Annotated in this window: 28 protein-coding genes and 1 riboswitch; of the genes, 12 read left to right on the forward strand and 16 right to left on the reverse strand. The window is 41.9% G+C overall.

The window, feature by feature from the left end:
• Positions 1 to 338: 338 nt before the first annotated feature.
• Complete coding sequence (locus RMY64_RS13340; RefSeq protein ID WP_322671462.1) at positions 339 to 1,025, forward strand: PHP domain-containing protein; 687 nt, start codon at positions 339 to 341, stop codon at positions 1,023 to 1,025.
• A gap of 71 nt (positions 1,026 to 1,096) precedes the next feature.
• On the opposite strand, the gene arsH is transcribed toward RMY64_RS13340, so the two are convergent.
• The 11 genes from arsH to RMY64_RS13395 form a co-directional block, all read right to left on the reverse strand.
• Positions 1,097 to 1,762, reverse strand: a complete 666-nt coding sequence (gene arsH, locus RMY64_RS13345) for an arsenical resistance protein ArsH (protein WP_322700263.1) — start codon at positions 1,760 to 1,762, stop codon at positions 1,097 to 1,099.
• A gap of 49 nt (positions 1,763 to 1,811) precedes the next feature.
• The gene (gene arsC, locus RMY64_RS13350; protein ID WP_322671460.1) at positions 1,812 to 2,222 is read right to left on the reverse strand and encodes an arsenate reductase, glutathione/glutaredoxin type; all 411 of its coding nucleotides are present in this window, start codon (positions 2,220 to 2,222) and stop codon (positions 1,812 to 1,814) included.
• Positions 2,223 to 2,253: 31 nt separating this feature from the next.
• The gene (gene arsB, locus RMY64_RS13355; protein WP_322700264.1) at positions 2,254 to 3,318 is read right to left on the reverse strand and encodes an ACR3 family arsenite efflux transporter; all 1,065 of its coding nucleotides are present in this window, start codon (positions 3,316 to 3,318) and stop codon (positions 2,254 to 2,256) included.
• Between the two features lie 195 nt (positions 3,319 to 3,513).
• Positions 3,514 to 3,840: a metalloregulator ArsR/SmtB family transcription factor gene (locus tag RMY64_RS13360; RefSeq protein ID WP_322671458.1), complete on the reverse strand. Its 327-nt coding sequence runs from the start codon at positions 3,838 to 3,840 to the stop codon at positions 3,514 to 3,516.
• 81 nt (positions 3,841 to 3,921) lie between these two features.
• A complete protein-coding gene (locus tag RMY64_RS13365; RefSeq protein WP_322671557.1) occupies positions 3,922 to 4,626 on the reverse strand; it encodes a precorrin-2 C(20)-methyltransferase in 705 nt (234 codons plus the stop codon).
• A gap of 2 nt (positions 4,627 to 4,628) precedes the next feature.
• The gene (locus tag RMY64_RS13370; RefSeq protein WP_322691487.1) at positions 4,629 to 5,255 is read right to left on the reverse strand and encodes a precorrin-8X methylmutase; all 627 of its coding nucleotides are present in this window, start codon (positions 5,253 to 5,255) and stop codon (positions 4,629 to 4,631) included.
• A 130-nt stretch (positions 5,256 to 5,385) separates the two neighbouring features.
• A complete protein-coding gene (gene cobG / locus RMY64_RS13375) occupies positions 5,386 to 7,122 on the reverse strand; it encodes a precorrin-3B synthase (RefSeq protein ID WP_322700288.1) in 1,737 nt (578 codons plus the stop codon).
• A riboswitch (cobalamin riboswitch) is annotated at positions 7,096 to 7,227 on the reverse strand. (Overlaps the previous gene by 27 nt.)
• 177 nt (positions 7,228 to 7,404) lie before the next feature.
• Positions 7,405 to 8,772: an LLM class flavin-dependent oxidoreductase gene (locus tag RMY64_RS13380; RefSeq protein WP_322671456.1), complete on the reverse strand. Its 1,368-nt coding sequence runs from the start codon at positions 8,770 to 8,772 to the stop codon at positions 7,405 to 7,407.
• A gap of 189 nt (positions 8,773 to 8,961) precedes the next feature.
• Positions 8,962 to 10,098, reverse strand: coding sequence for an FMNH2-dependent alkanesulfonate monooxygenase (gene ssuD / locus RMY64_RS13385; RefSeq protein WP_322700265.1), 1,137 nt, complete (start codon positions 10,096 to 10,098; stop codon positions 8,962 to 8,964).
• 17 nt (positions 10,099 to 10,115) lie between these two features.
• Positions 10,116 to 11,162, reverse strand: a complete 1,047-nt coding sequence (locus tag RMY64_RS13390) for a sulfonate ABC transporter substrate-binding protein (RefSeq protein WP_322691484.1) — start codon at positions 11,160 to 11,162, stop codon at positions 10,116 to 10,118.
• A gap of 110 nt (positions 11,163 to 11,272) precedes the next feature.
• Complete coding sequence (locus RMY64_RS13395) at positions 11,273 to 12,028, reverse strand: dienelactone hydrolase family protein (RefSeq protein ID WP_322700266.1); 756 nt, start codon at positions 12,026 to 12,028, stop codon at positions 11,273 to 11,275.
• A gap of 150 nt (positions 12,029 to 12,178) precedes the next feature.
• Here RMY64_RS13395 and RMY64_RS13400 point away from each other — a divergent pair, with 150 nt between their 5' ends.
• Complete coding sequence (locus tag RMY64_RS13400; RefSeq protein ID WP_322671452.1) at positions 12,179 to 12,592, forward strand: GNAT family acetyltransferase; 414 nt, start codon at positions 12,179 to 12,181, stop codon at positions 12,590 to 12,592.
• 103 nt (positions 12,593 to 12,695) lie between these two features.
• Entirely contained in the window at positions 12,696 to 13,136 is a 441-nt protein-coding gene (locus RMY64_RS13405; protein ID WP_322671451.1) for a VOC family protein, read from the forward strand.
• A 241-nt stretch (positions 13,137 to 13,377) separates the two neighbouring features.
• On the opposite strand, the gene RMY64_RS13410 is transcribed toward RMY64_RS13405, so the two are convergent.
• Together RMY64_RS13410 and RMY64_RS13415 are read right to left on the reverse strand one after the other, a co-directional pair.
• The gene (locus RMY64_RS13410; protein WP_322671450.1) at positions 13,378 to 13,863 is read right to left on the reverse strand and encodes a molybdenum cofactor biosynthesis protein MoaE; all 486 of its coding nucleotides are present in this window, start codon (positions 13,861 to 13,863) and stop codon (positions 13,378 to 13,380) included.
• 430 nt (positions 13,864 to 14,293) lie between these two features.
• On the reverse strand, positions 14,294 to 14,710 hold the full coding sequence (locus RMY64_RS13415; protein ID WP_322671449.1) for a KTSC domain-containing protein: 417 nt from the start codon (positions 14,708 to 14,710) through the stop codon (positions 14,294 to 14,296).
• A 470-nt stretch (positions 14,711 to 15,180) separates the two neighbouring features.
• On the opposite strand from RMY64_RS13415, the gene RMY64_RS13420 reads away from it, so the two are divergent.
• Positions 15,181 to 15,573: a hypothetical protein gene (locus RMY64_RS13420; protein ID WP_322671448.1), complete on the forward strand. Its 393-nt coding sequence runs from the start codon at positions 15,181 to 15,183 to the stop codon at positions 15,571 to 15,573.
• Positions 15,574 to 15,814: 241 nt separating this feature from the next.
• A complete protein-coding gene (locus tag RMY64_RS13425; RefSeq protein WP_322671447.1) occupies positions 15,815 to 16,759 on the forward strand; it encodes a tetratricopeptide repeat protein in 945 nt (314 codons plus the stop codon).
• A gap of 40 nt (positions 16,760 to 16,799) precedes the next feature.
• Here the strand turns inward: RMY64_RS13425 and RMY64_RS13430 are convergent, their stop codons facing one another.
• On the reverse strand, positions 16,800 to 17,375 hold the full coding sequence (locus RMY64_RS13430) for a DUF411 domain-containing protein (protein ID WP_322671446.1): 576 nt from the start codon (positions 17,373 to 17,375) through the stop codon (positions 16,800 to 16,802).
• A 1,033-nt stretch (positions 17,376 to 18,408) separates the two neighbouring features.
• Here RMY64_RS13430 and RMY64_RS13435 point away from each other — a divergent pair.
• Entirely contained in the window at positions 18,409 to 19,014 is a 606-nt protein-coding gene (locus RMY64_RS13435) for an HPP family protein (protein ID WP_322684341.1), read from the forward strand.
• A 27-nt stretch (positions 19,015 to 19,041) separates the two neighbouring features.
• Here the strand turns inward: RMY64_RS13435 and RMY64_RS13440 are convergent, their stop codons facing one another.
• Positions 19,042 to 19,245, reverse strand: coding sequence for a ChaB family protein (locus tag RMY64_RS13440; RefSeq protein ID WP_322700267.1), 204 nt, complete (start codon positions 19,243 to 19,245; stop codon positions 19,042 to 19,044).
• Between the two features lie 56 nt (positions 19,246 to 19,301).
• Here RMY64_RS13440 and RMY64_RS13445 point away from each other — a divergent pair, with 56 nt between their 5' ends.
• Complete coding sequence (locus RMY64_RS13445; RefSeq protein ID WP_322700268.1) at positions 19,302 to 19,439, forward strand: hypothetical protein; 138 nt, start codon at positions 19,302 to 19,304, stop codon at positions 19,437 to 19,439.
• Positions 19,440 to 19,566: 127 nt separating this feature from the next.
• On the opposite strand, the gene RMY64_RS13450 is transcribed toward RMY64_RS13445, so the two are convergent.
• Entirely contained in the window at positions 19,567 to 20,028 is a 462-nt protein-coding gene (locus tag RMY64_RS13450; RefSeq protein ID WP_322691479.1) for a pyridoxamine 5'-phosphate oxidase family protein, read from the reverse strand.
• A gap of 1,055 nt (positions 20,029 to 21,083) precedes the next feature.
• On the opposite strand from RMY64_RS13450, the gene RMY64_RS13455 reads away from it, so the two are divergent.
• The 5 genes from RMY64_RS13455 (at position 21,084) to RMY64_RS13475 (ending at position 25,227) form a co-directional block, all read left to right on the forward strand.
• Positions 21,084 to 21,299, forward strand: coding sequence for a bromodomain-containing protein (locus RMY64_RS13455; protein WP_322700269.1), 216 nt, complete (start codon positions 21,084 to 21,086; stop codon positions 21,297 to 21,299).
• Between the two features lie 60 nt (positions 21,300 to 21,359).
• Positions 21,360 to 21,911 carry an alpha/beta hydrolase gene (locus RMY64_RS13460; protein ID WP_322700270.1) on the forward strand — a complete coding sequence of 184 codons (552 nt, stop codon included), beginning with the start codon at positions 21,360 to 21,362 and terminating at the stop codon, positions 21,909 to 21,911.
• Between the two features lie 289 nt (positions 21,912 to 22,200).
• Positions 22,201 to 22,773, forward strand: a complete 573-nt coding sequence (locus tag RMY64_RS13465) for an HdeD family acid-resistance protein (protein WP_322671438.1) — start codon at positions 22,201 to 22,203, stop codon at positions 22,771 to 22,773.
• A gap of 165 nt (positions 22,774 to 22,938) precedes the next feature.
• Entirely contained in the window at positions 22,939 to 23,076 is a 138-nt protein-coding gene (locus RMY64_RS13470; protein WP_322671437.1) for a hypothetical protein, read from the forward strand.
• Positions 23,077 to 23,088: 12 nt separating this feature from the next.
• Positions 23,089 to 25,227, forward strand: coding sequence for a glycoside hydrolase family 10 protein (locus RMY64_RS13475; protein ID WP_322671436.1), 2,139 nt, complete (start codon positions 23,089 to 23,091; stop codon positions 25,225 to 25,227).
• Positions 25,228 to 25,447: the final 220 nt, after the last annotated feature.

A 25,447-nucleotide genomic window follows, 5' to 3' on the forward strand; every position in this document is an offset into this window, starting at 1 on the left:
AATAATATTTTTTACACACAAAATCAATTTGCATTTCCGGCTTATTAGAAATAATTACCGTACTAAACCTTTCTTTTCTAGGTCATTTAGCACAGATGCTATAGGTGCATTTATGAAAAACTGGATGTAACATTTACTACTACCTAATAATAAAGTAGTGCGAATCACCCATGACTGCTGAGATTAAGATTTGCTAACGTAGTCTTAACATATTGAAAAATTTGCTGAGAAAGCTGAGAAAGTAGCAGCCGATACTAATTTTTAGTGTAGGTTCTTTCTCATCCAAAGATGTGGCATTTTGGTGTGTTAAGGATAAATATTTTTCTTCAGAGGGGGTTATGGCTGTAAATTTGACCCGTACTACAACTTCGGCAGAACTTTTAAAGCAAGTATTCCGTAACATTGATGCGCATAGTTGTCCAAAGTTATTCAACTTTCACATGCACACTGTCTACTCGGATGGTAGATTGCAGCCTAGTGCATTGATGGAGCAGGCGATCGCTATTGGGTTAAAAGGGTTAGCCATCACCGATCATCATGGTATTCTCGGCTATCAAGCGGCCCTTGCTTGGTTAGAAGATTGGAAGTGGAATAATCCTCATGTAACCACTCCTCACCTGTGGAGTGGCGTGGAAATCAATGCCAGCCTTTTGAATATAGAAGTTCACATTTTGGCTTACGCTTTTGCAACAGAACATCCTAGTATGAAACCCTATCTGCAAAGAAGGCCGACTACAGGGCAAGAATATCAGGCAAGTAACGTGATTGCCGCTATTCATGAAGCTGGGGGATTGGCAGTTCTGGCTCATCCAGCTCGTTACAAGCGATCGCTTTTTGACTTAATTCCAGCTGCGTCCGAAAAGGGCATTGATGGTGTGGAAACTTTCTACGCCTACAATAACCCTAACCCTTGGAAACCCAGCGTATTGGAATCAGAACAAGTGCAAAAGTTGGCTGATGAATACTTTCTTTTCAATACCTGTGGTACTGATAGCCACGGTTTGAGTCTGCTACAACGCTTGTAAAGATGAATCAATTTTTTTCAATCTCCTGGTTCAATCTGCCAGGAGGTTATCTTTTTTTGGATGCTCAATAGTCAATTTGTTTTAAAGTTAATTTCAAGAAATTGAGAAGCTATCTTGATTGTCTCTTTGGCAGCTTTTTCCTTACGTTCGCTATAGCGGTCTGTGAGATAATCAACTTTGTCACGCAATAGCAAGGTAAATTTGTAAAGTTCTTCCATCACATCGACAACGCGATCGCGGTAGGGCGAATCTTTCATAGTGCCGTCTTCGTTAAACTCCTGATATGCTTTAGCGACTGACGATTGATTGGGGATCGCGAACATCCGCATCCAGCGTCCAAGAATTCTTAATGTGTTGACAGCGTTAAAAGACTGAGATCCTCCACTCACTTGCATCACAGCCAAAGTTCTTCCTTGAGTCGGGCGAACGGCTCCAATACTGAGCGGAATCCAATCAATTTGATTTTTCATAATGCCAGAAATCTGACCGTGCAACTCTGGGCTAGACCAAACTTGCCCTTCTGACCACAAGCTTAATTGACGCAACTCCTGCACCTTTGTGTGGGTGTCAAGTACGCTACCGTAAATCGGCAGTTCACGGGGATCGAAAAACTTCACCTCTGCTCCAAATTCTTCAATGATGCGTGCGGCTTCCTCTGCCAAAAGGCGGCTATAGGAACGCTCGCGCAGGGAGCCATACAAAAATAAAATTCTGGGGGGATGGTCAAATGTCGTCATGATAATTGGTTAGGGATTTCCAAGAAATAAAGCATCCTTGTAATGCTTATCAAGCAGGTGTAATTTCTTGATTTACAGACTCAATTAATTGAGTGACCCGTTCTTTGATTTCATCGCGGACTCTCGGAAAAATTTCTGGTTGTTCTGCTGGATCGTCTAACTGCCAATCTTCAAATACTTCTCGCACAACCCACTCAGGCGGTAAATTTACGCCACAGCCACACAAAGAAATCACGATATCAAAGTCTTGTGCTTGGAAATCACTCAGGGGTTTGGAGTGTTGATCGGTAATGTCGATACCAATTTCTTTCATGGTTGCGATCGCTTCTGGTCTAACCTGACTTGCTTCCAACCCAGAGCTAATCACTGCAATCTTTCCTTTACCAAGAGTTTTAGCAAAACCTTCCGCCATTTGGGAACGGGCAGAATTCTTTTTGCAGACAAACATCACACGTTTCATGGTTCAACTCCTTTGAATAATTTGGCTAAATTTAAAAGATTCTCGATTCAGATGGCAAAAAATAACGTTTTTCAAACCAGAAAGCCACATTAACCAGACCAATCAATACAGGCACTTCCACCAGAGGCCCGACGACGGCGGCAAAAGCAACACCCGAATTAATGCCAAATACTGCGATCGCCACTGCGATCGCTAGTTCAAAATTATTTCCTGCCGATGTAAAGGCGACACTTGCGGCTCTAGAATAGTCTGTTTTAACGCGCCAAGCCATGTAAAAGCTGACCAAAAACATGATGAAGAAGTAGACGATCAAGGGAATTGCAATCTTCACCACATCGAAGGGGATCTGAACAATCAAATTCCCTTTCAAGCTGAACATAACGACGATTGTAAATAATAAAGCAATCAGTGTGATGGGGCTGATTTTAGGCACAAATTCCTCGTGATACCACTGCTTGCTTTTCACTTTTACTAAGAAGTAACGAGTGAAAAATCCAGCTAAAAAGGGAATACCGAGATAGATAAACACACTTTTGGCAATCTCAGCAATGCTGACATTAACAACACTGCCTTGTAAACCAAACAGTGGCGGCAGTACAGTAATGAAAAACCAGGCATAAGGACTATAAAAGATGACTTGAAAGATGCTATTAAAGGCAACCAAGCCAGCCGTATATTCTGTATTGCCTCGTGCCAAGTCACTCCACACAACTACCATTGCAATACACCGGGCTAATCCAATCAGAATCAATCCTGTCATGTATTCTGGGTAATTATGTAAGAAGATAGCTGCCAGAGCAAACATCAAAATTGGCCCAACGATCCAATTTTGAATTAGTGAAACACCAAGAATTTTTCCGTTGCGAAATACATCCCCTAATTCTTCATACCGCACCTTGGCTAAGGGCGGATACATCATCAAAATTAACCCGATGGCGATCGCTATATTGGTTGCTCCCACCTGGAACTGATTGATAAAGGCTTCTACTCCAGGAAAGAAATAGCCTAGACCAACACCGATCGCCATTGCTAAAAAAATCCACAAGGTTAGGAAACGGTCAATAAAAGAGAGGCGTTTTGAAGTATTTTTGTTCATTACAATTAACCCCATACATGAATGCAGGAGCTTCGAGCAGAAATTTCAGATTATTCAATCCAACATCCAAAATTGAAAATCTAAAATTCGTGAGTTATATCAAGAGTATATCTCCATCATTTCAAAAAAAATTGATTTATCAATGCCTATAAAACTAAAATTAAACGAAATATTACAAAAAAAATTGATGAATATTTAAGGATCGCAGGGGGGACGAATAGGTAATATGGGGCTAAAGCGGCGGAATTCTGCTAAATACTGCTCTAAGACAGCAAACTGCGGTAGATTGAGGCTGTAGTAAATCCAGCGCCCTTCTTGACGAGCGCGAACTAAACCCGCTTCTTTCAAGGTTTTGAGGTGAAAAGACAGTTTAGATTGAGTAGTTCCCAGGTGTTCACACAGGTCACAGACGCATAGTTCTTGAGAGCGCAGCAGTTCTAATACCTTAATCCGTAGGGGGTCAGACAGGGCATGAAAGCCAGCAGCGATCGTATCAGGAGTGAAGGTGCTATTAGAAGCCATCAACTTTTATTGAAGTATTTCTTTATGGTCAAGTCTTAATCATCAGTTAAAGAATACCTTAACTAAAAAGGAAAGATCAGTCTATAGTCGATTTTTGGTGGGAATTACAATCATTGAGAAATAGGGTACCTCGGCTGGATCGACTTCATCTAGGGGGATGATACGTTGCTGTGATGTTGATGCCCGCTCAATATATCTTGCTCGTGACGCTAGCCCTAATTTATGCAGGATATCTCGTACTTTGGTAAAGTGACGACCTAGCTTCATAATTGCGGCGGCATCAGTCATTAGCAGATGTGTAGTCAGTTCTTCTGCTGGCAACGGGGCGGGTAAGACTGTGAGAATATCATTGTAGTAGGTGAAAGGTACACCCAAGGCTACCGGACAAGTCATCAGCGAGGAAACTCCGGGGACAACTTCTGTTTCGTATTGGTCGCATAACCGCGTGAACAGGTACATAAATGAACCATAGAAAAATGGATCGCCCTCGCACAGTACCACGACATCTCGACCTGCTGCTAGATGCTCGGCAATTGGTTCAATTTCCTGGTCATAAATAGATTTTGCCTTTTCTGGTTCCAAAGCGCGGGGGAGGTGAAATAGTACCTCGATTTGATTGCCAGGAAGATACTGCGCCACGATCGCTCTAGCGATACTTTCTTTATCTGTGGCTGATTGATAAGCTACTACAGGAGCCGCACGTAATAACCGCAGCGCTTTGAGGGTCAATAGTTCGGGATCGCCCGGGCCGACACCAATTCCATAAAGACGACCTTTAGGTTGCATATTCATTCTTCCTCCGTTGCCAGGGCGTTAACTGCTGCTGCCGCGATCGCACTTCCACCGCGCCGACCGTGTAAGGTTAAAAATGGTACATTCCTGCTATCTGCTGCCAGTGCGGCTTTTGATTCGGCTGCACCGACAAAGCCCACTGGAAAGCCCAAGATAATCGCAGGTTTGGGCACTCCTGCATCGAGTATTTCTAACAGTCGGAACAGGGCTGTGGGCGCATTCCCAATTGCAATTACTGAGCCTTCCAGGTGCGATCGCCATAATTCTATAGCTGCCGCCGACCTTGTAGTACCCATACGCTGGGAAAGTTCTGGCACTTCTGGCTCGTTGAGGGTACAGATAACTTGATTGTTTGCAGACAACCGCCGTCTGGTAACGCCATCAGCAACCATTCGGCAATCGCACAGTATTGGCGCTCCTGCGGCCAGTGCTGCTCTTGCGGATTGCACTGCTGTTGGTGAATATCCCAAGTCTGTGACAATATCCGTCATTCCACAGGCATGAATTAGACGCACAGCAACTTTTGCTACATCTGGTGGCAGCACATCTAGGTTCGCTTCTGACCGAATGATTGCGAAGGAATTACGGTAAATTTCGTTGGCATCTCGGATATAGTCGGGCATTCAATTTGGGATTTTAGATTTTAAATTTTGGATTGATTTGTTAGTTAGTATAGATACTTCTTTTTTAATAGAAGAATACCTAATTTAATTAACCGCAAAGAACACAGAGTCAGAGAAAGGGAGGAATCAATCATCTGTATTTATCTGTGGTTCCATTTTCTAAATATTTATTAAATAACTGCTGTAATTGTGCTATTGGATATCGATTAGCAAATTCTCCAAAGGACTTATCAGAATTTAAGCGTTGAATTTTATATACATATAGCATCCGCTCTATTAATGTAGGTAATTCAGCAAAATTTACATATTGATATAGTTCGCGTCCGAATTTCTGATTGCTGTCACCAACATAAACGTGATAACCTTCCACAGTTCTATTTTCAGCCTCAATGCTGACGCCAAGGAGAGTAATATCACTTTTGCTATGCTGGGCACAAGATTTTTCGCAGCCAGTAAAGTGGATATTAACTGGGTAATCGAGAGTAACGCGAGTTTTAAGATACTCTGCCAATGCCAACGCATGACTTTTAGTGTCAGTGGCAGAAGCGGCGCAACCTTTTTTTCCTGAACAGGCAACTAATCCGCCCTTGATATTGGTTGCAGAGCAATCTAATCCTAATAAAGCAATTTCACTTTGGACATCAGCAACCCATCGTTGAGGAATATCTGTCAGGAGCAAATTTTGCCAAGGGGTTAGCCTGAGAGTTCCACTACCGTATTTTGCTGCTAAATCTGCTAAACCGCGTATCTGTCTACTTTCCAATCGGCCAAGGGGCAAGACAACACCAATGTAAAATAAGCCTTGCTGACGTTGGGGATGGATGCCAATATGCTGATATTTTTCCCCTTTGCCTTCCTCTACAGTGTACACACACATCGAATTACCCCCCTTAATCCCCCCTTGGAAAGGGGGGAAACTAGAAATACAGTTCCCTCCCCTTGGAAAGGGGAGGGTTAGGGAGGGGTAAAACTTACGCTTAAACTCTGATGAGTGAACTGTTTCAGACTTGTGTGTACACCGTAGCTTGCCTTGCTCGGAGAGTAGGTCTTTTCTTATTTCACTGTACAAAAAAGAAAAAGGTAAACGCTGCTCAACTTCTTGGAGATAATTTTCACAACCCAAAGTATTCAATAACTCTCTCAAACGTAGCCGCCGCTTACTCGTAGGATGACTATAAGCTAGATAGACATCCGCTAAAGCTGCTAAGACGGGCAAACAGTCTTCTGGTGATAACAAAATTCCCGTATCGCTGGGGGGTTGACCGTTCTCGCCAACACTGAGATAGAGACGAAAATAAACCTGATCGTTAAGTAAGACAGCTGCAAAGGCGATATCATTCAAGCGATCGCACACTTGAATTATCCCACCACCATCAAAGCAAACGCTAAATTTGGCCGACAGTCCCGAAAGCGCCGGATGTGCAGCAATATAATCATCCCAACCTTGGACAAAAGGGCGAGTGTCGATTAATTCTTGGGGATCGATACCAGCAGTTGGACTGGTCATAATATTGCGGATTTGGTCTACAACAGTATTGTCAGAACCCAATCCCATATTTTGTAGATATTTCAGAACCTCAGCATTTATCCCGGTGCGGATTTCACGAACTTGTAGGTTAGCTCGATTAGTCACATCTAGATAGCCGCCACCGTGCTGTTCTGCTATATCTGCGATCGCACGGCACTGCTGACTACTAATAATTCCACCTGGTATTCTAACGCGAGATAATATACCATCTGCGGCAGGAGTAGCATAAAACAAGCCAGGACAAGTGGCAAATCTAGAAACCAAACTTAGAACTCCTTCCCCGTGCAACGCAGGGAGTAGACGGTGAGTGTGTCTTGAGGACATCCTGAGAGTTGGCATTCTGACTTGGGTCATCCCATCACAGCTGCGGCACAGTCCCGGAATTTCACCGGAGTTTCCCAACTCTCAGCTTTAGTAATTTAGACTTTGTTGAGGTTATAGATATCAACCAGACATCATCCAGATAATTATCTTACATTACTATGGTGATAAATTTTAACTGAGCTGATCCACTACCGATCGAAAGATATAGTTCTTGAAGCTAATCTATAAATTGAATTTAGTTATGGCTCAGGCAGGAATGCTTGAGCCTTTTTGCTGCAAAACTTGCTTTAGAAAAAGTTAGGCGATCGCCGCTTCACGAGTAGCAACTTTGCTAAACTGATTTACCGGACGAGGTAAACCAAGATTTTCGCGCAGGGTTCCTGCTTCATACTCTGTACGGAACAGACCGCGACGTTGCAATTCAGGAATTACCAAGTCTACAAACTCATCCAATCCTCCCGGCAACCAGGGCGGCATAATATTAAAGCCATCTGCCCCACCATTGACAAACCAATCTTCTAGCTGATCGGCAATTTGTTCTGGTGTGCCTAAAATCTGACGATGCCCACGCGCTCCAGCTATCGACAAATACAGCTGTCGAATCGTTAAATTCTCTCTGTTAGCTAGGTCAATCAGAAGTTGCTGACGGCTTTTACCCCCGTTAGTCTCTGGTAGCTCCGGCAACGGCCCGTCCAATGGATAGCCGGATAGGTCAAATCCACCGATCATTGAGCCAAGCAAATTTAAGCCGACTACCGGATCGATCAACTCCTGAATCTGATCGAATCTGTCTTTAGCTTCTTGCTCGGTTTTGCCGATAACTGGGAATACACCTGGCATAATCTTAAGATGGTCAGGTGAGCGCCCGTATTGAGCCAGTCTCCCTTTCACATCTGTATAGAATGCCTGAGCTTCTGCCAAGGTCTGCTGGGCAGTAAAAATTACCTCCGCCGTTTGTGCAGCCAGATCCTTACCATCCTCGGAAGACCCAGCTTGAATGATCACCGGATAACCTTGGATGGGACGCGCCACATTCAGCGGGCCGCGTACTGAAAAATGCTCGCCTTTGTGGTTGGGAACGTGCAGTTTATTTGGATCGAAGTAAATACCCGATTCCTTATCATGTAAGAAGGCGTCGTCCTCCCAACTATCCCAGAGTTTCGTGACTACATCCACAAACTCTTTGGCACGTTGATAACGTAGGGTATGCTCCATGTGCTTTTCCCGATTGAAATTCAACGCTTCAGCTTCGGTAGCAGAAGTTACGAGATTCCAACCGGCACGGCCACCGCTAAGATAATCTAATGATGCAAATTTGCGGGCGAGATGATAAGGCTCGTTGTAGGTGGTTGATACTGTGGCCGTCAAACCGATGTTTTCCGTGACCACAGACAAAGCCGACAACAGGGTAAGAGGTTCAAAGTGGACGAGTTTACCATTCCGGCTCAAAAGGTCGGCGCTTTGATTGCGGTCGCGCACAGCCACACCATCTGCAAAGAAGATCATGTCAAATTTGCCGCGTTCTGCCGTCTGTGCCAGCTTTTTATAATGCTGAAAGTTCAAACCAGCATTAGCTTGGGCTTCGGGGTGTCGCCATGACGCTACGTGATGACCAGTGCTGGGCAAGAATGCACCTAATCTAAGTTGAGGTTTTTTCGTACTCATGCTTTTTTTTGTAAAATCGTTGTGTTTTTAAATGCAGAGGCACGCAAAGTTAAGCCAGTGCGTTGCGCGGGTTCCCCGCGTTGTAGCAACTGGCGTAGCGCAGAGGAACGCAGAGTTTTGCCGAATTTATGCAATGTTGTACTAGGGTGTTATGAGTTAAATCACGTTAGTTTTTGGATTTTGAATTGCTTACACTGGCTGGGGTTTGAGTAAATCTGTTTTGGTAACAAATTCACTGAATGTACTTGCAACCTGCTGCGGTAATGCGATCGCTGGAGTTTGTAATGGCAACCTGGGAAATAATAATTCTGCAACTCGATAAGCTTCTTCGAGATGGGGATAACCTGAGAAAACAAAGGTATCAATTCCTAAATCGGCATATTCCAGCATTCGTGCTGCAACTGTGTCTGGATCTCCAACTAAGGCAGTCCCAGCGCCGCCACGTACTAAGCCAACACCTGCCCATAAGTTGGGGCTAATTTCTAGGTTTTGGCGATTACCTTTATGCAGTTGGGCCATGCGGCGTTGTCCTTCTGATTCCGACTCAGCAAACCGCTGATGTGCGGCTGCTATGGTTTCATCATCGACATACTGAATCAGTTCATTAGCCGCATCCCAAGCTTTTTGCGTAGTTTCCCTGACTATGACGTGCATCCGAATCCCAAAGCGGACTGTTCTACCTTGTTCTGCTGCTAATCGCCGTACTTTTGTAATCTTTTCGGCAACTCGATCTGGTGGTTCACCCCAAGTTAAATACACATCAATATGTTTTGCTGCAACTTGGAGCGCCGCATCTGAAGAACCGCCAAAATATAAGGTGGGATAAGGCTTTTGTACGGGAGGAAATTGGAGTTTTGCCCCTTGAACTTGCAAATGGCGACCACTATAGGTTACTTCTTCACCTTGCATGAGCGATCGCCAAATTGTCAAAAACTCATCTGTAAGTTCATAACGCTGGTCATGATCTAAGAAAATCCCATCTTTTGCAAGTTCTTTGGTGTCGCCACCAGTGACAACATTCAGAATAATTCGACCATTAGAAATCTGGTCAAAAGTCGCAGCCATTCTAACCGCCAAAGAAGGCGACATAATTGCCGGGCGAAAGGCTACAAGAAACCGCAAGCGTTCTGTAACTGAAATTAATGAAGTAGCTACAATCCAAGTATCTTGTTTTTGTCCGGTACCAATCAACATCCCGCCATAGCCCAATTTATCAACAGCTTGGGCGATTTGCTGCATATAGGGATAAGTGGCTGGTCGCCTGCCGATTGTAGTACCTAAATAACGCTCGTCTCCCTGGGTCGGCAAATACCAAAAAACTTCCATTTTCTTATCTCCTGGCGCTATTTCTGACTAATGGTTTCCGGTGTGATGGCTGCATATTGTTCGCTAGTCAGCATCGCTTCTTTAATATTAATTGGCTTAGGTATCACTTTTTCTTTGGCAAACAAATCTGCAATCTTCTGTTGTTTGTCCATAATTTCAGGCGTAATTGGTCTTATACCGTAAGTTCGCCTTCCAACCATTGTTGTTAAAATATCTTCATCAATTTTGAGGTGAGGAATAGTCAGTTTTACAACTTCTGCTCGGTTTTTTTCAGCCCATTGACCTGTGTTATCTATCTCCTCAAGAACTAATCGCACTAATTTCGGGTTTTCTGTGGCAAATTTTCGCGCTGCCATGTAATATCCGCCCTGAGTAGAAATGCCACTAGCATCTCTCAAAACACGAGCATTGGCCTTTTTTTGGGCCACGGCTAAATAAGGGTCCCAAGTTACCCAGGCATCAATTTTTCCTTGAATAAAAGCATCACGGGCTTCTGAAGGAGGGAGGCTAAGAGCTTGAATATCAGTATATTTTAAACCAGCCTCTTCCAAAGCTTTTATTAATAAGTAATGGGAAGCAGAACCCTTTTGAAAAACTACTTTTTTACCTTTGAGATCGGCTAAAGTCCGAATCGGTGAATTCTTTTGAACGATAATTCCGCTTCCTTTCCCGGTACTGGGTTTATTACTAGCAATATAAACTAAAGATGTGCCAGCCGCTTGGGCAAATATCGGGGGAGTCTCGCCTACAGAGCCAATATCAACCCTGCCCACATTCATCGCTTCCATCAGTTGTGGCCCGGCGGCAAATTGCGCCCATTCCACGGAAATACCTAAAGGCTTGAGACGTTTCTCGATCAATCCTTTAAGTCTGAAAATATCCCCAAAACTTTGATACCCCATTCGGACAACTTTGGTTTTCAAGCCAATGGTTTGATTTGCTGAATTTGGGGTTTGGACTGAGCAACTGATTAAGGTTGTTGAGATTGCTAATAATCCAGGTAAAAGGAATAGTGAAAAACCTTGGAAAATCTTAACTTGTGGTTGTTTGAAGGCGGAAATCATGGACGTGATACTTTGTTTTTTAATTTGCTTTTGACTTATTTTGCCTATGTTCAGTTGTAGAGGCACACAGATGTGCGCCTCTAGTGTTGTATTGCTCCTAACCTAAAAATTTAGACTTTTTGAAGCTGAAGGTTCTTTTGGAATAGTTCTTGAACATTTTTCCAAGCATCAGCAGCAGCTTCGGCATTGTAGCTGGCCCGATGATTGCAAAAGAAGCCATGCCCTGCACCGGGATAACGGAAGATAGCATGAGTAATCTGATTTTTCTTCAATTCAGCCTCAATCTGTTCTGTATGTTCTAAGGGAATTCCCTGATCGTCAAGACCAAAGAAGGCGTAAATGGGGCCTTTAATCTCTGGAGTGCGGGTGATGGTTGGTTCTCCACCGCCGGGAGTTGAGTTGGGAATACCGCCACCATAGAAGGAAGCTGTAACTTTAATATCTGGTAAGGTGGCAGCTAGATAAACGACGTGACCACCAAAACAGAAACCAATAGAGCCGATCGCATCTCCTTGTACATTTGGTAGAGTTCTTAAGTAAGCGATCGCAGCCTTAATATCACTCAATATTTCCTCTGCTGTTGTCTTCTCCTTATATCCTCTTCCTTGCTGGACATCTTCAGGAGTATATCCACCCTCAAAACCGGGAGCGGTGCGTTGAAATAAAGTCGGTGCGATCGCCACATACCCCTCTTTGGCAAATTTCTCAGCAACTTCCCGAATGTGAATATTAACCCCAAAAATTTCCTGAATCACAATAACGGCTGGGAAGGTTCCCTTTTGTGCTGGTTCAGCTAAGTAAGCATCAATTTGCAAATCTCCGTTAGGGACTTTAACTTGAGCAGTGCGAATTTCTGTGTTTGTCATCTTAGGGATTAGCCTGTAATTGCTTTCAGGACGCGATGTTTTATGGTAATTTTTGTATAATACTACTTAAAATATATCGATTTATCGTAGTTTAAGAGTAGTATTTCACAAAGAATGTGCAAAGGCAAGTGCTTTGATTTAGAGATGTAGATGAATATAAGACCATACCAAGAATCTGATGCTGAATTAGTCAGTGCTTTGTGGCATGAGGTGTTTCCTAATAATCCGTCGCACAGCAGCCCAAAATTGGTAATCAGTCAGAAGCTTGCTGTACAACCTGAGTTGTTTTTCGTTACTGAGATTAACTCTGTGATTGTAGGGACTATCATGGCAGGATATGACGGGCATCGCGGTTGGCTATACACAGTTGCGGTCAGTCCTCAGTATCAACGACAGGGTATTGGTAGCAAGCTAGTGCAGCACGCAGAGAGAGTATTGATAGCGATGGGATGCCTCAAAATCAATCTCCAAGTTCGTGTCTCCAACGCAGAAGTAGTTGAGTTTTATAGAAAACTTGGCTATCTCATTGAAGAACGCATCAGTATGGGAAAGCTTGTTATATAGATGTTTGGTGAGTTTGAACAAAAAAACTTTAAAAATACGCCAGTATTACAGCAAAAGGTGATTGTAGCGCTACCAACTTTAACCCAAATTAGGAGAAAAATTTATGAAGCTTAATGCAGTTCATCATATTCAAGTAACCTATCCTCTTGAAGTGGAGGAAGCAATGCTATCTTTCTACAGCAAAGTTTTGGGACTGACTGAAATTGTCAGACCTGATGTCATGAAAAATGATTCAGGAGCGTGGTACAAGTTGGGAGACATTGAACTGCACGTAAGTAGTGAGAAAAACGCCAATAACCAAGCATCTAGACGGCATTTTTGTTTCCAAGTCGATAACTTGAACGCCTTTGAAGAACACCTAAAAGAGCATGGAATAGAAATTATTCCCGATCAACGACCACTTCCAGGATGCGTGCGGTTTTTTCTCCGAGATCCCGGTGGGAATCGTATAGAGATTGCAGAGTTTGTTAAGAGTACTTTTGCACAGCAACAAAATCGACACCACTTTTCAAATTTTCAACAACCAGTAAGTAATTCTCAATAAGCAATCGATTTTCTAGCTAGAAACCCTTACTGTGAAAACAATCGACACCATTCAACGTTCGCGCAGCGTCTCGTAGAGAAGTTATGACGCTTTTCAAGTTTCTGGCGAGTGGTGTCGATGAGTTCAATACATTTGGAAAAAGAGGATAGCATTTTACCTATGCTTGTCAAGATTTTGTCAATCTGACTCCTGTTAGCGCAGCGGGGCGTAGCCCATTCTGATTTCTGAATCAGGAGTCAAATCAACAATTTTCTCCTGATGTTTCACACGCACCAATACTTACCCAGGTGCTAGAACCATCTTGCCAATGTTCTTTCTTCCATATAGGGGCATTGTGTTTGAGCGTATCAATAGCATATTGGCAAGCTTCAAACGCCTCACTCCGATGAGGAGAACCCACAGCTACTAAAACGCTGATTTCCCCAACTTGCAAACGTCCAACACGATGATAAATCGCGACTCGATTCACATCAGACATAGATAAGCGAATATCAGTAGCAATTTGATAAAATATCCGCAACGCCATCGGTTCATAAGCTTGATACTCTAGAGCAATCACAGGTTTACCATCGGTTTGATTGCGAACCATACCACTCATCACAACCACAGCACCATTGGCTGGATCGTCGGATTTGGCATAGATTTCTTCCAGAGATAATGGTGCAAAGGTAATGGCAAAACTATCTTCGGCTCTTGGTTTAACAGCAGAGGTAAGTGTAGTTGTCATAACTGCGTTGATATTATATGGGTTTTTTCTATTGTCTCTGAAGAAAGCATTACTAGTGGTCTGCCAACCCAAAATTGTTAGGTGGAGATTGGGTAAAGGTTAAAGGGACTCATGGTAAGGGATAAAAAACATCAGTCCCTTTCCCCCGCCCCTTATCCCCAGAGGGCAAGGTGGTTTCATACGAAAAAAGAAAAATACATAAGTCTTGATTTCTCGTTTTGTGTCCAGGCTTTTTCCCTCACTTCCATTCCTCTCCCCCCGTGGGGGAGAGGCTTTGAAACCCAGTTTTAGTTTTTCTCTGTTTGTATGAAACCACCCTACGCCCCTTATCCCCAGAGGGAACCCCACCTTCCCCTTTTCCCGACTTATGCCAAGAAGTTTCTTATACAACGCAAGAATTATTAAAAACCCTACATGCAGTTATTAATCATTAATCTGCACAATCTAGACGATCGCAATCATATCTACCTTTAATCTCTTGATTGAAAAAGCTGCCAATTGAGTCCGAGGAATGTAAATCTTCCCAAGTATCCTCATCTACGCCTAAGTACTGATAAACCGCTCCACTTTGAAACTCAACTTGCAAAATCTGTTCGTCAGGATCGTAGCCTACAGCCGCCGCCATTGATGAGCTAACTGGTAACATAGCAATTGGTTCTTCTTCAAAGGGTAGTGCAGTAGTTTCAGCTATAACCTCATTGAGTTCTTGCAATCCTTCGTAAGCTTGTATCGGTGCCGGAATTTCCAAAAACTCTAGTTCGTTGCCTCGGTCGAGCAACAACTGCAAATATCCATCAGAATGAGCGATCGCTACTAAACTGCTCAAGTCTACCTTAGATAGCTTCATTTATTTTCTACTCTCCTATTGGCGTAGTCGGGAGTGGTAAAGTTTTATGCAATATCAAGCGCTTTTATAGTACATTTATACTAAAAAATTATTTAAGTGTCAAGTTTTTCCTTCTAGGAGAGAATTTTAGGTATGTAGAGACGCTTTAACAAAGCAGCACACAGTGTTTTTCTCTGACATTTGAGGAAATACTTGTGATTAGGCTTAGGTGAATGAGCGTATTTGAGTCACCTAAAAAATTGCATAAATGTTCAACTCGCCTCAGTTAAGTACTTGAAAATTTCAACCATCCTTGTTGTGTCTAGACTCAGTTGAGTCTCTATTGCTGTTTGTATCACCCAATTAGCTCACCCTTTTGGGTGAGTCATATATCAACCGATCAGATGACCTGACTGAAGGAAGTTGAGATTAATAATAAAGAGGACTCTATTACTAAGAAACACCGATCGCATTTTACCTAAATATAACTTATGAAACTTGCTACCTTAATAAATTCTGCACTGATTTTTGCTTCTCTTACTCTTGTACCTGGAATTGCTGGCGCTCAAACAGCTACTACTAACAACAGTGAAACAATAGCTGTTAACTCTAATAATTTATCCACGAACTCGACTTCTGCTAATTACCTCCAGCCTTTGAATCTAGTTAATTTTGCTTATCAAGGAGGTCTGCAACAACACGGGATTCCTAGCGGAGAAGCGCTAGTACTTAAAACTTTGAATAGAAATATTCTTGCGAAAGATTTGGTTAAAGCTGCTGTGAATGCAAATAAATTACCATCACAAGTTTTAAACGATCAAAATTATTTAAGTGCTGTTAATTTAGAACTCAACGTATTGCCAGATTATGCTGCTGCTGATTAATTTGGTTTTTATTATATCTTTTGAGAAAGCTAAGTTTTTCAGTATGGTATATTTGTATGCTTGTTACTAAGGATAAATAAAAGCCTTTTATACATAGCGATCGCTGTGTATGAAAAGTATATAAGAAAGCTTGATATTGAAAAATAATTTCTCAATTTTGACATAAGTTGCACTTATCCTGTGCTAAAGCCACAGAAAATTGTATAATCGACAGCTTATCGATCAAAAATTTCTATAGAGAATGACAGAAGTAATAAGATCCGGGGGACTAAATAATATTGAGTCCATTGAGTATGAAGAGCGGTGCTTAGAAAAAGCCAGACAAACAGGCGATCGCAATCGGGAAGTCATTTCTTTAGCAAGTTTGGGCAATGCTTACCAGTCGCTAGGCGAGTACCACCTAGCAATTGAGTTTTATCAACAGTGGTTAGATATAGCTAAAGAAATAGGCGATCGCTTAGAAGAAGCCAAATCTTTATCTGGGTTGGGTAACGCTTACCAATCACTGGGCAAATATCAGCGAGCGATTGAATTTTATCACCAGTGGTTGAGTATTACCAGGAAAATAGGCGATCGCACTGGGGAAGGCATTTGCTTGGGAAGCTTGGGTAATACTTATGAATACCTGGGTAAGTACGAGCAAGCGATAGATTTTTACCAACAATGGTTGAGTATAACCAAGAAAATAGGCGATTGGACTGGGGAATGTATTTGCCTGGGAAGTTTGGGCAACATTTATGAATCGTTGGGATCTTACCAACTAGCAATTGAATTTTACCAACAATGGTTAGGGCTGGCGAAATTCATCAGCGATCGCAATGCTGAAGGCATGGCTTTGAGTGGATTGGGCAGTGCTTATAAGGCTTTAGGAAAGTACCAAAGGGCGTTGGAGTTTTATCAGCATTCATTAAAGATCGGAAGCGATCTTAATGACCCAAATGAAGAAGCAAATGCCTGGTTTAATTTGGGTTTGGTGTTAGAAAAAATCAATCGAGAATCAGAAGCGATGGATGCCTTTTGTAATGCTCGTGAAATTTATCGCGCAATGGGACTTGATGCCAGCCTGCAAGATTGTAACCATGCCATTGAGTTTCTTTCTCAAAATGTTGCAAGCGCACCATCTACTTTCTGGTTGAGGAGATGGTTAAATCATTTGTCGCAGTCGATCAAAACTGGTTCTAAATAAAGAGTGCTGAGTTCCGAGTTAAAAGACCCTTTTTATTCACTCAGGACTCACCAGGATACTTATTGAATACTGCAACTGAGTTATTGCGATCGAAAGAAAGCACAGAAAACGGGTCTTTTCGATTCCCCATTTCCATCCCAGGAGTGCCTACAGGCATTTGCGGAACAGATAAACCAATAACATTTGGCTTTTCTTGAAGCAGACGTTTGATGTCGTCTGCTGGGACGTGTCCTTCAATAACATATCCATTAACAATTGCCGTGTGGCAAGATGACAAGTTATCCGGCACGTTGTACTTTTGTTTGACTGTTTCGATGTCAGGCGTAGAAAAATCTGTGATTTTAAAACCCTGTGTCTTTAAGTGTTCAATCCACCCGCCACAACAGTTACAATCGGGACTGCGATATACAGTAGCATTTAGCACCGTTGATTTTGATGGTGTCTGTTGCTCCTGGATGTGACTACTGCTAAAAACAGCTTGAGCATAACTCATCGGAGCAGTGCTTCCCAAAATGCTCAACACCCCTAATGTTAGAACCACTATTTGCACAATGGCAGGCATCAAGATGGGAAGTAACCATTTTTGCCAGCAATAAATCAATTGTTTGTGTGACATCTGATACTTCCTAAATACAACATTGCTTCCAAAACACTCTGCGTTTAAACGGTTTTTTATTCCCCTTTCCCCTTTACCCTTTCCCCTTTAACCGAACCGTATTGCATCTAACGTCAGGCGAGTTGTTATTACATCTGAGGGACTGGTTTGAGCAAAGACTGCAATCAACCTTTTAAATAAACGTGAGTTCGATGAATCTCTCCCGGACAACCTCCCTCTCCCACAGGGCTACGATGTATACACAAGTCTCAAGTAGTTGATAAATCTCGGTTTTACCCCACCCTAACCCTCCCCGTATGTATTGGGGAGGGAACAAAATTTCCGGTTTCCCCCCTTTAGAAGGGGGGATTAAGGGGGGTAATTTGAGTTGTGTGTACACCGTAGGGGTTGGGGGAGAGGTCAAAAAAGGGCTTGTCGAACTCACGTTAAATAATTAGCTCTAAAACTATTATTAGCAAATCTGCTAGCACCTTGAAGTTAGTAACAATATCTTCTTTAATGTGACAACTCTCACCGCTAATTGCAAGCACTCTTAGCGGGATCTGCCAATCGGGGGCATTGAACCTCACGATTGGCAGCCCTCCTATCCCCTATCACCGCCAATTGGAGTACCTTGGAGGTTTAGATGGAACAAATTCAGGCAAATCATAAGTAATTATTATAGGTGGAATAGTTTTTTTTCTACGTAATATACGCTTTATTAAAAAATTTCCAAGATCCTTTAATGGTAGAATGTTATAAAATCATGACATTAAGCAATATTCTATTGGACTTGTTAATTTAGCGTTAATAGGTCTATGTAAATGTTGCTCTTAATGTCTTGAATAGATAATCTAGTCGATGCCTTATTTACAATCTGGAAAGTACTACTGTGTGCATTGTTATCTTTAATGTATAAACCGATTGAAGATACTATTTTTGCTAACAAACTTGAGATAGATGTGTTTGTTTATTTCGGTATTGATAACTAGCTACAGTATAATTTCACCACTGATATTTTCTAAGTTGATGCTTATTTATTATTGTGGAGTTTATGAAAGAAAATTTCCCAAAAAAGCGAACTAATTATGCTTATTTAAGATTATTTAATTACAAAAATCTTCACTTGAAATTGAATAATTACTGGTTTAAGATAAGTGGAACCTGGCGGTCATGTCCTCTAACCTGTCCTATAGATAAACCTCATCACAAACATATTTTTTGGAGTTGGCTTGGTAGTTTCTTAGCAATCGCAGCAACGGCTTACCTGTCTGCGAAAACACATTCTCCTCTGCTTATGGCTCCGTTTGGTGCTACCAGTGTATTGATATTTGGCGTACCAGACAGTCCTTTGGCTCAACCCCGTAATGTGATTGGTGGTAATCTCGTAGCTGCCTTAGTCAGCCTAATTATTTTACATCTTTTCGGTTCATCACCTTGGACAATGGGAATGGCTGTTGCTACTGCCATTGGGATGATGCAGCTGACTGGAACTCTACACCCACCTTCAGGAGCAGTTGCCTTAGTTGTGATGATGACAAAAGCTCCTTGGCAATTTCTATTAACACCTGCTTTACAAGGTTCTATTATTTTGGTGCTTTGTGCTGTGGTTTTTAATAATCTGGCACAAGAGAGGACTTATCCCAAGCACTGGCTGTAAGAAAACCTTATCGAACCGTATTGAATTCTATTCTGGTTTTTTGTGCCAATGCCCATCATCGCCTTTTTCGTAATCGCGTTTTACCGCACTCCAAGCGACTCGAAAGGCACGTTCTTCTCCACCATATTGTTCTTGAGCGCTGTTAAATGTAGCCCGGAAAATTTCTTGGGCGTGTTTGGGTAAGTTTTCTTTGACTGCATTTGGTAAGTCTGTAATTTGTTTGTAAGGCATAAATTTTATTTCCCCAGTCTCATAGTTGTCCTTTGCTTTAGGGTGGAAAACCATGTTTGTTTCTGCCTTCATTAGTATCAAACTTTAGAAGTTTTGAAGAGTTTAAAACCTTCATCAGCAGCATATTGGTGACAGCGATCGCACGCACACTGCTTGCATTAGTTAAAAGCCAGCCGCAGGCAGGCGATCGCTGAATTTTTAGGCAGTGCTTTCAGTCACTCAATACCCCCAACAATTGCCACAATTTCGTCCAATAATTACAAGTCTTAAATAATTCGTCATTGAATTCTTAACTACGAATTACGAATTACGAATTATTAATTAAAGACGTGATGTTGTCAAAAAACTAATTGTTTGGGGCTTGAAACTCGATACACTATCCCAATAATTAACCTGGTTAATATTTACCTTCAGCAAAGCAATACCAGGTTCGTCTAGTCCTTTAGGAAACCAGGTTTGAAGTTCCGGCTTCCATAGCTCTCGCATTTTGTTGCGCTCTTTTACAAGTTGTGCTGTACCTGAGATCGAAACGTATCGCTGCTGTTCGGGTGAAGAGAAACTAATATTGACTTGCTCGTGGTGTTCAATTTCAGTCACCTTATGGGAATCAGAATAAGTAAAGAACCAGAGTATGCTATCAGAGTTAATCTCACCACTCTTTGACATGGGGTAACTATGCAAGCTGCCATCATCATCGACTGTAGTAAACATACCATAATCAATATCTTTGATGAGTTCACGCAGTTTTTGAATCTGTTGCTTGCGGTCAGTAGAAGTTGCCATTGTTTGTACTTTTTTCTTTATTTATCTATTAGTTGTCTAGGCTGCAATTTTTAATTGCAACCAGATTTAATTTTGATAATGTTATTTTTTAGTATTAACCTTTTTAGTTTAAATTACGTGAGCCTAAAGGTGTAATTATAATAAAAGTAGCTTTTTTAGTTATATCTATAGAGATATTTGTTGAGAGTGACTATTCTATGCATAGACAATTTTTAGGTATAGTCAGGTTAGTTTTGTACTTATTTCTTTAGACATAAATTTGATAAATTTTGCACTAAATTCAAAGTGCCTCTGTAACTTTAGGCGATCGAGTCATAAATTAGCAGACATATAGGAATCCGGTTTGATTCGGAGAATTTACTTGCATGGGTAAGGAATAGGAAACAAGGCATAGATCCGTTTGAAAAAGTCAAATGGCCTTTGGCTTGTGGAAAACACTGAAATGAGTAACTAAACTGGTGTTTGAGAAAGCATTTAAGCCTTTTGCTTGCGGAAAATACCAAAATGAGAAAGCATTTAAGCCTTTTGAGAAAGCATTTAAGCTTTTTGCTTGCTGAAAATACCGAAACGAGAAAGCATTCAAGTGTTTTGAGAAAGCATTTAAGCCTTTTGAGAAAGCATTTCAGTATTTTGAGAAAGTATTTTAGTATTTTGAGAAAGCAATTAGGCTTTTTGATAAAGCAACCAGTAAATATACTTAAAGATTAAAAATCACGGCTGTACATAGCTTGTTTCCGGTTCGCCCTTCGCGTCCCATAGAGAAGAGTACACCGACGCTTAGATATTCTGCAACTGTAAAATTTGATCGGATGACACAGCAATAGCGATCGCATCTCGTGACAATCGTTATTATTACATTTGCGATCGCTACTGATGACTTGTTATTTACTTATTAAAGTATTAAAATTTACGCAGACAAGTATTCTTACTCTAGTAGGTTAAATTTATACCTTCTGAATGAGCCTCTTCAACCCATAGTAGGAGTATCACTTTCTATTGAGCGTCTACTATAAACAACTAGGAAATAAAATTGCAGTATATTTGCCTTTTAAATTATGGACTGGAAGTACAGGTGGAAAAATGGTTATCGGCCAAGCCGAGACGAAGCAGCAAAAAATCCTCATTTGTTAGATGAGAGCCAGTTCGAGAACGAACAAGACCGAAAGCTTGCTGAAGAAACTGCAAGGAAGCATTTGGGCGTACCTGCACCAACTTTAGACGAAGATCAATCAATACTACCTCATACAGCTTTGCCTAATGACAAAGTTTAATCTTAAGACATAGGCATTTTTTGCTTATGTCTGCTCCAAACCATTATCAAGTTTAACAAAATGCAGATTTCGCAACTTTTCAATCAATTAAATAATAAGAAATTTACTCAGTTACTTACTCAGACAGTAGCTCTAGGTGTAGGTGCTATTGTTCTATTCTCAACTACTAATGCTAATGCTGCCGAGCAAGTTGTTTTAAAGTATGGTACTTTTCAGGGGCAAGTATCTGTTGAAGAATTAAGTCAGTTTACAGAAACTGGCAAGACTACCCCAACATTAAGAGCTTATTTAGAAGCGGCGCAACAAGACCCCGCAGTAGCTCGTAAGGCATTGAAAGCCCCAATAAAAGCTGATGCTGCTTTTTTAAATAGCTTACTAGCTAGTTGGGCAGGGCCAATTTTAGTTAACCAAATTGGTGAGGTAGTTCATCCTCCCGCAGGACAATTAGACCAGCAAGCATTGCGAAGCGCTTTAAGTACATCTATTCAACAAAATGGTGAAGTGACATTACTTGGAGCCATTCAGAATTATCCAAATACTTCTGTTGAACTTGAAGGAGATCGTCTTATTTCTGTTTATGAACGCCTTAGCAGTCTTGCAGAACTCTTATAGGGTAACTTAGAGACAATGCAGTTGCGATCTAATAATTAGACCTCTTGGCATTTGTACCTTTTGTACTCTTGTGGGGAAAGGGGGAAAGGTTAAAGGGGAATGTTAATTCTATCCCTTTCCCCAACTTCTGCAAGAAGTCGATTGATTTAGTATCTCAATAGTCGTAAATTTTCGTCACGATCGCAATGAAGTTAATACTGATGAGTCTGTCTTAGGGTTCATACTGTGTTAATTAAAAATTCCCTAACCTAAATGTAGAGTTTAGTCTAAAAATAGGAAAGGGATTTTTATGACAACCGATGTTTCTAAAAATACTAACAAAAATCTGAATGGGTCACTGATAACAGGTGTTCTGTTGAGTATTTTAGGGGTTATTGCGATCGCAGCACCTAATTTCACCACCTTATTCGCCGAAACTTGGATTGCAGCGATTTTGATTTTTGCCGGATTTACAAAACTAGTTTATGCCACTCAAACCCGCCACCAAGGAGGTTTTATTTGGAAACTTCTATTGAGCGGGCTTTATATTGCAACAGGCATTATGCTGTTTGTTTATCCTTTTACAGGTGTACTCACACTAACTCTGTTGCTTGGTAGCTTTTTACTGGCTGAAGGTACATTCGAGTTAATTTTGGCATTCCGGTTACGTCCGCAAGAAAACTGGACGTGGGTACTCGGTGATGGGATTATTACGCTGGTTTTAGGCGCAATGATTTGGTTCCAGTGGCCCTTCAACGCACCTTGGCTTCTGGGTACACTAGTTGGTGTCAGCATTATTTTCACTGGTATTTCACGCGTGATGCTGGCGTTGAATGCGCGTTCTACCTCGAATCCTACTAATGAAGCTGCAAATCCTACTTAGTAGATAGGAGTGGGAGTGGGGAGTGGGGGAGCAGAGGAGCAGAGGAGACAAGGGGACAAGGGGACAAGGAGACAAGGAGACAAGGGGACAACCCGGAATTATTGAACAAGTCTCTCCCTTATCTACCCCCTCTTCCTTGTCTACCTTGTCTCTTCTCCATACCCAATGCCCAATGCCCCATTCCCAAACTTAAGTAGTCAAAGTTTACAAGACGACATTGCAGCAGCGATGCCTACGGCTGGCTATGCCTACGCCAACAAAATTGCTAAATTAACAAAGGAAATCAAAATCAAGGCCAGCTAGCTGCAATTAACAATGGTATCTATTGCTACTCCATTCTCGGATATTCAAAACCATTGGGCACGCTCATTTATTACAGCCTTAGCCCAACGCGGTATTGTCAGTGGGTTGCCTAATGGCACTTATCGCCCCGATAATTCACTTACCCGTGCTGAATTTGCCGCTATTATCGCTAACGCATTTGGGACAGTTTCCAAGAAGCGGCAGTATGTTTCCTTTGTTGATGTACCCACGAATTATTGGGCAGCAGCAGCCATCAAAACAGCTTACGAAAAAGCATTTATTAGCGGATTCCCTGATAAAACTTTCCGTTCTGCTAACCGAATTACTAGGGTAGAAGTCTTAGTTTCCTTGGTAGCAGGCTTAGAAATTGCTACCAAGGTTAAACCTGACCTGCTCTCAAAACTCTCACAGATTTATCAGGATTCTGTACAAATTCCTGAATATGGTAGAAATCATGTAGCTATTGCCACCAGCGCTGGATTGGTGGTTAGTTTCCCAAATATTAAATTACTCAATCCTAATCTCGCTGCTACTCGTGCAGATGTGGCAGTGATTATTTATCAAGCCTTAGTGTATTTAGGTCAGGCAGAAAAAATTGCTTCTAGTTACTTAGTACAGCCGCCAATATTAACGCCAACACCAACACCAACACCAACTCCAACTCCAACGCCAATTCCAACTCCAACTCCAACTCCAACTCCAACTCCAATTCCAACTCCAATTCCAACTCCAACACCAACTCCAACGCCCACACCTATCGGCAGCGTTAGGGTAAATCATAGCCGGGAATTCCGGGGAGCATGGGTAGTATCTGTGTGGAATGGTGATTGGCCTTCCAAACCGGGACTTACTGTTGCTCAACAAAAAGCAGAACTTACCGAGATTATTACTAAATTACAAGCGCTAAACTTCAATGCTCTGATTTTCCAGGTGCGACCGGAGGGAGACGCTTTGTATGAATCTCGATTAGAGCCTTGGAGTGCTTGGATTACAGGAACTCAGGGGAAAGCACCAGAACCATTTTACGATCCTTTAGCCTTTGCGATCGCAGAATGTCACAAGCACAATATTGAACTCCATGCTTGGTTTAACCCCTACCGTGCTAGCACTTCCACCGACCCAGCTAAAACAGTCCGTCCCCACATCGCAGCTACTAATCCAGAAAGCGTTTATTTGTGGAAAACACAACGCTGGATGGACCCAGGACTAAAAATAGTTCAGGATAGAGCGTATAACGTAATTCTCGATGTAGTCAAGCGCTACGATGTTGATGGCATTCACTTAGATGATTATTTCTATCCATATCCCATTGAGGGACAGTCTTTCCCCGATGATAAAACCTACGCTGCATATAAAGCAGCTGGTGGCACACTCAGCCTTAACGATTGGCGACGAGACAATGTTAACAAAATGGTACAGCGCCTCTGGCAGGGAATTAAAACAGCCAAACCCGACGTAAAATTTGGTATTAGTCCTTTTGGGATTTATCGCCCCGGCCAACCTGCTGGTATTACCGGATTGGATGCTTACAACGTGCTGTATGCTGACTCCAAAAAATGGTTAGAAGAAGGCTGGATTGATTATATCGCTCCTCAACTTTACTGGCGCACAGACCAACCACAACAAAGTTATCCAGCGTTGCTACAGTGGTGGACACAGGTAAACACAAAGCAAAGACACGTTTATGCTGGTAACAATTTGACAGAACCAAGCAACAAGAGTCGCGAGAGTGATGAGATTGAAAAGCAGGTAAAAATTAGTCGTAGCCAAGCTGGACGATTGTCACTGGGGAATATCTTCTTTAATCTCAGTGTTTTGACAGAAAATAGTCAGGGCATTGCTGATAAATTTCAAAGTCTGCTGTATAACAAACCTGCCTTACCACCGACTTTGCCTTGGCAGGATACAACACCACCATCTCCACCCATTGGACTACAAGTCAATAACCGCAAACTGAGTTGGCAGCCTGGAGATAATCAGCCAGTTCGTTCCTGGACACTTTATCGGCTGAGTGGCGATACTTGGACAATTCAACGAATTTTATCTGCTGGTACAACATTCGCTACCGTCCAACAAGCCGGAACTTATGCCGTGTGTGCAGTAGATAGATTAGCTAACGAGAGTTTGGGAACAGTTATTACAGTTAGTTGAACAAAAGTGCTGCCAGATTCGCGATAACTTTATATATATGGATACAACTGACGAATAAAAGTCAGACTCCTCAAGATAAAACTAGTCTAATAATAGTGTAACTGCGGCATTAAAACCATCATCACCCGCTCAAACACTGATGCTAGAAATTTTTTGAATAAATAGCTTGCTACCCTTACGCTATCCGTTAGTTGCACAAAATTCATTCTGAATATTGGCT

The organism is Nostoc sp. DedQUE08 (assembly GCF_034530895.1).
GTDB lineage: Bacteria > Cyanobacteriota > Cyanobacteriia > Cyanobacteriales > Nostocaceae > Nostoc.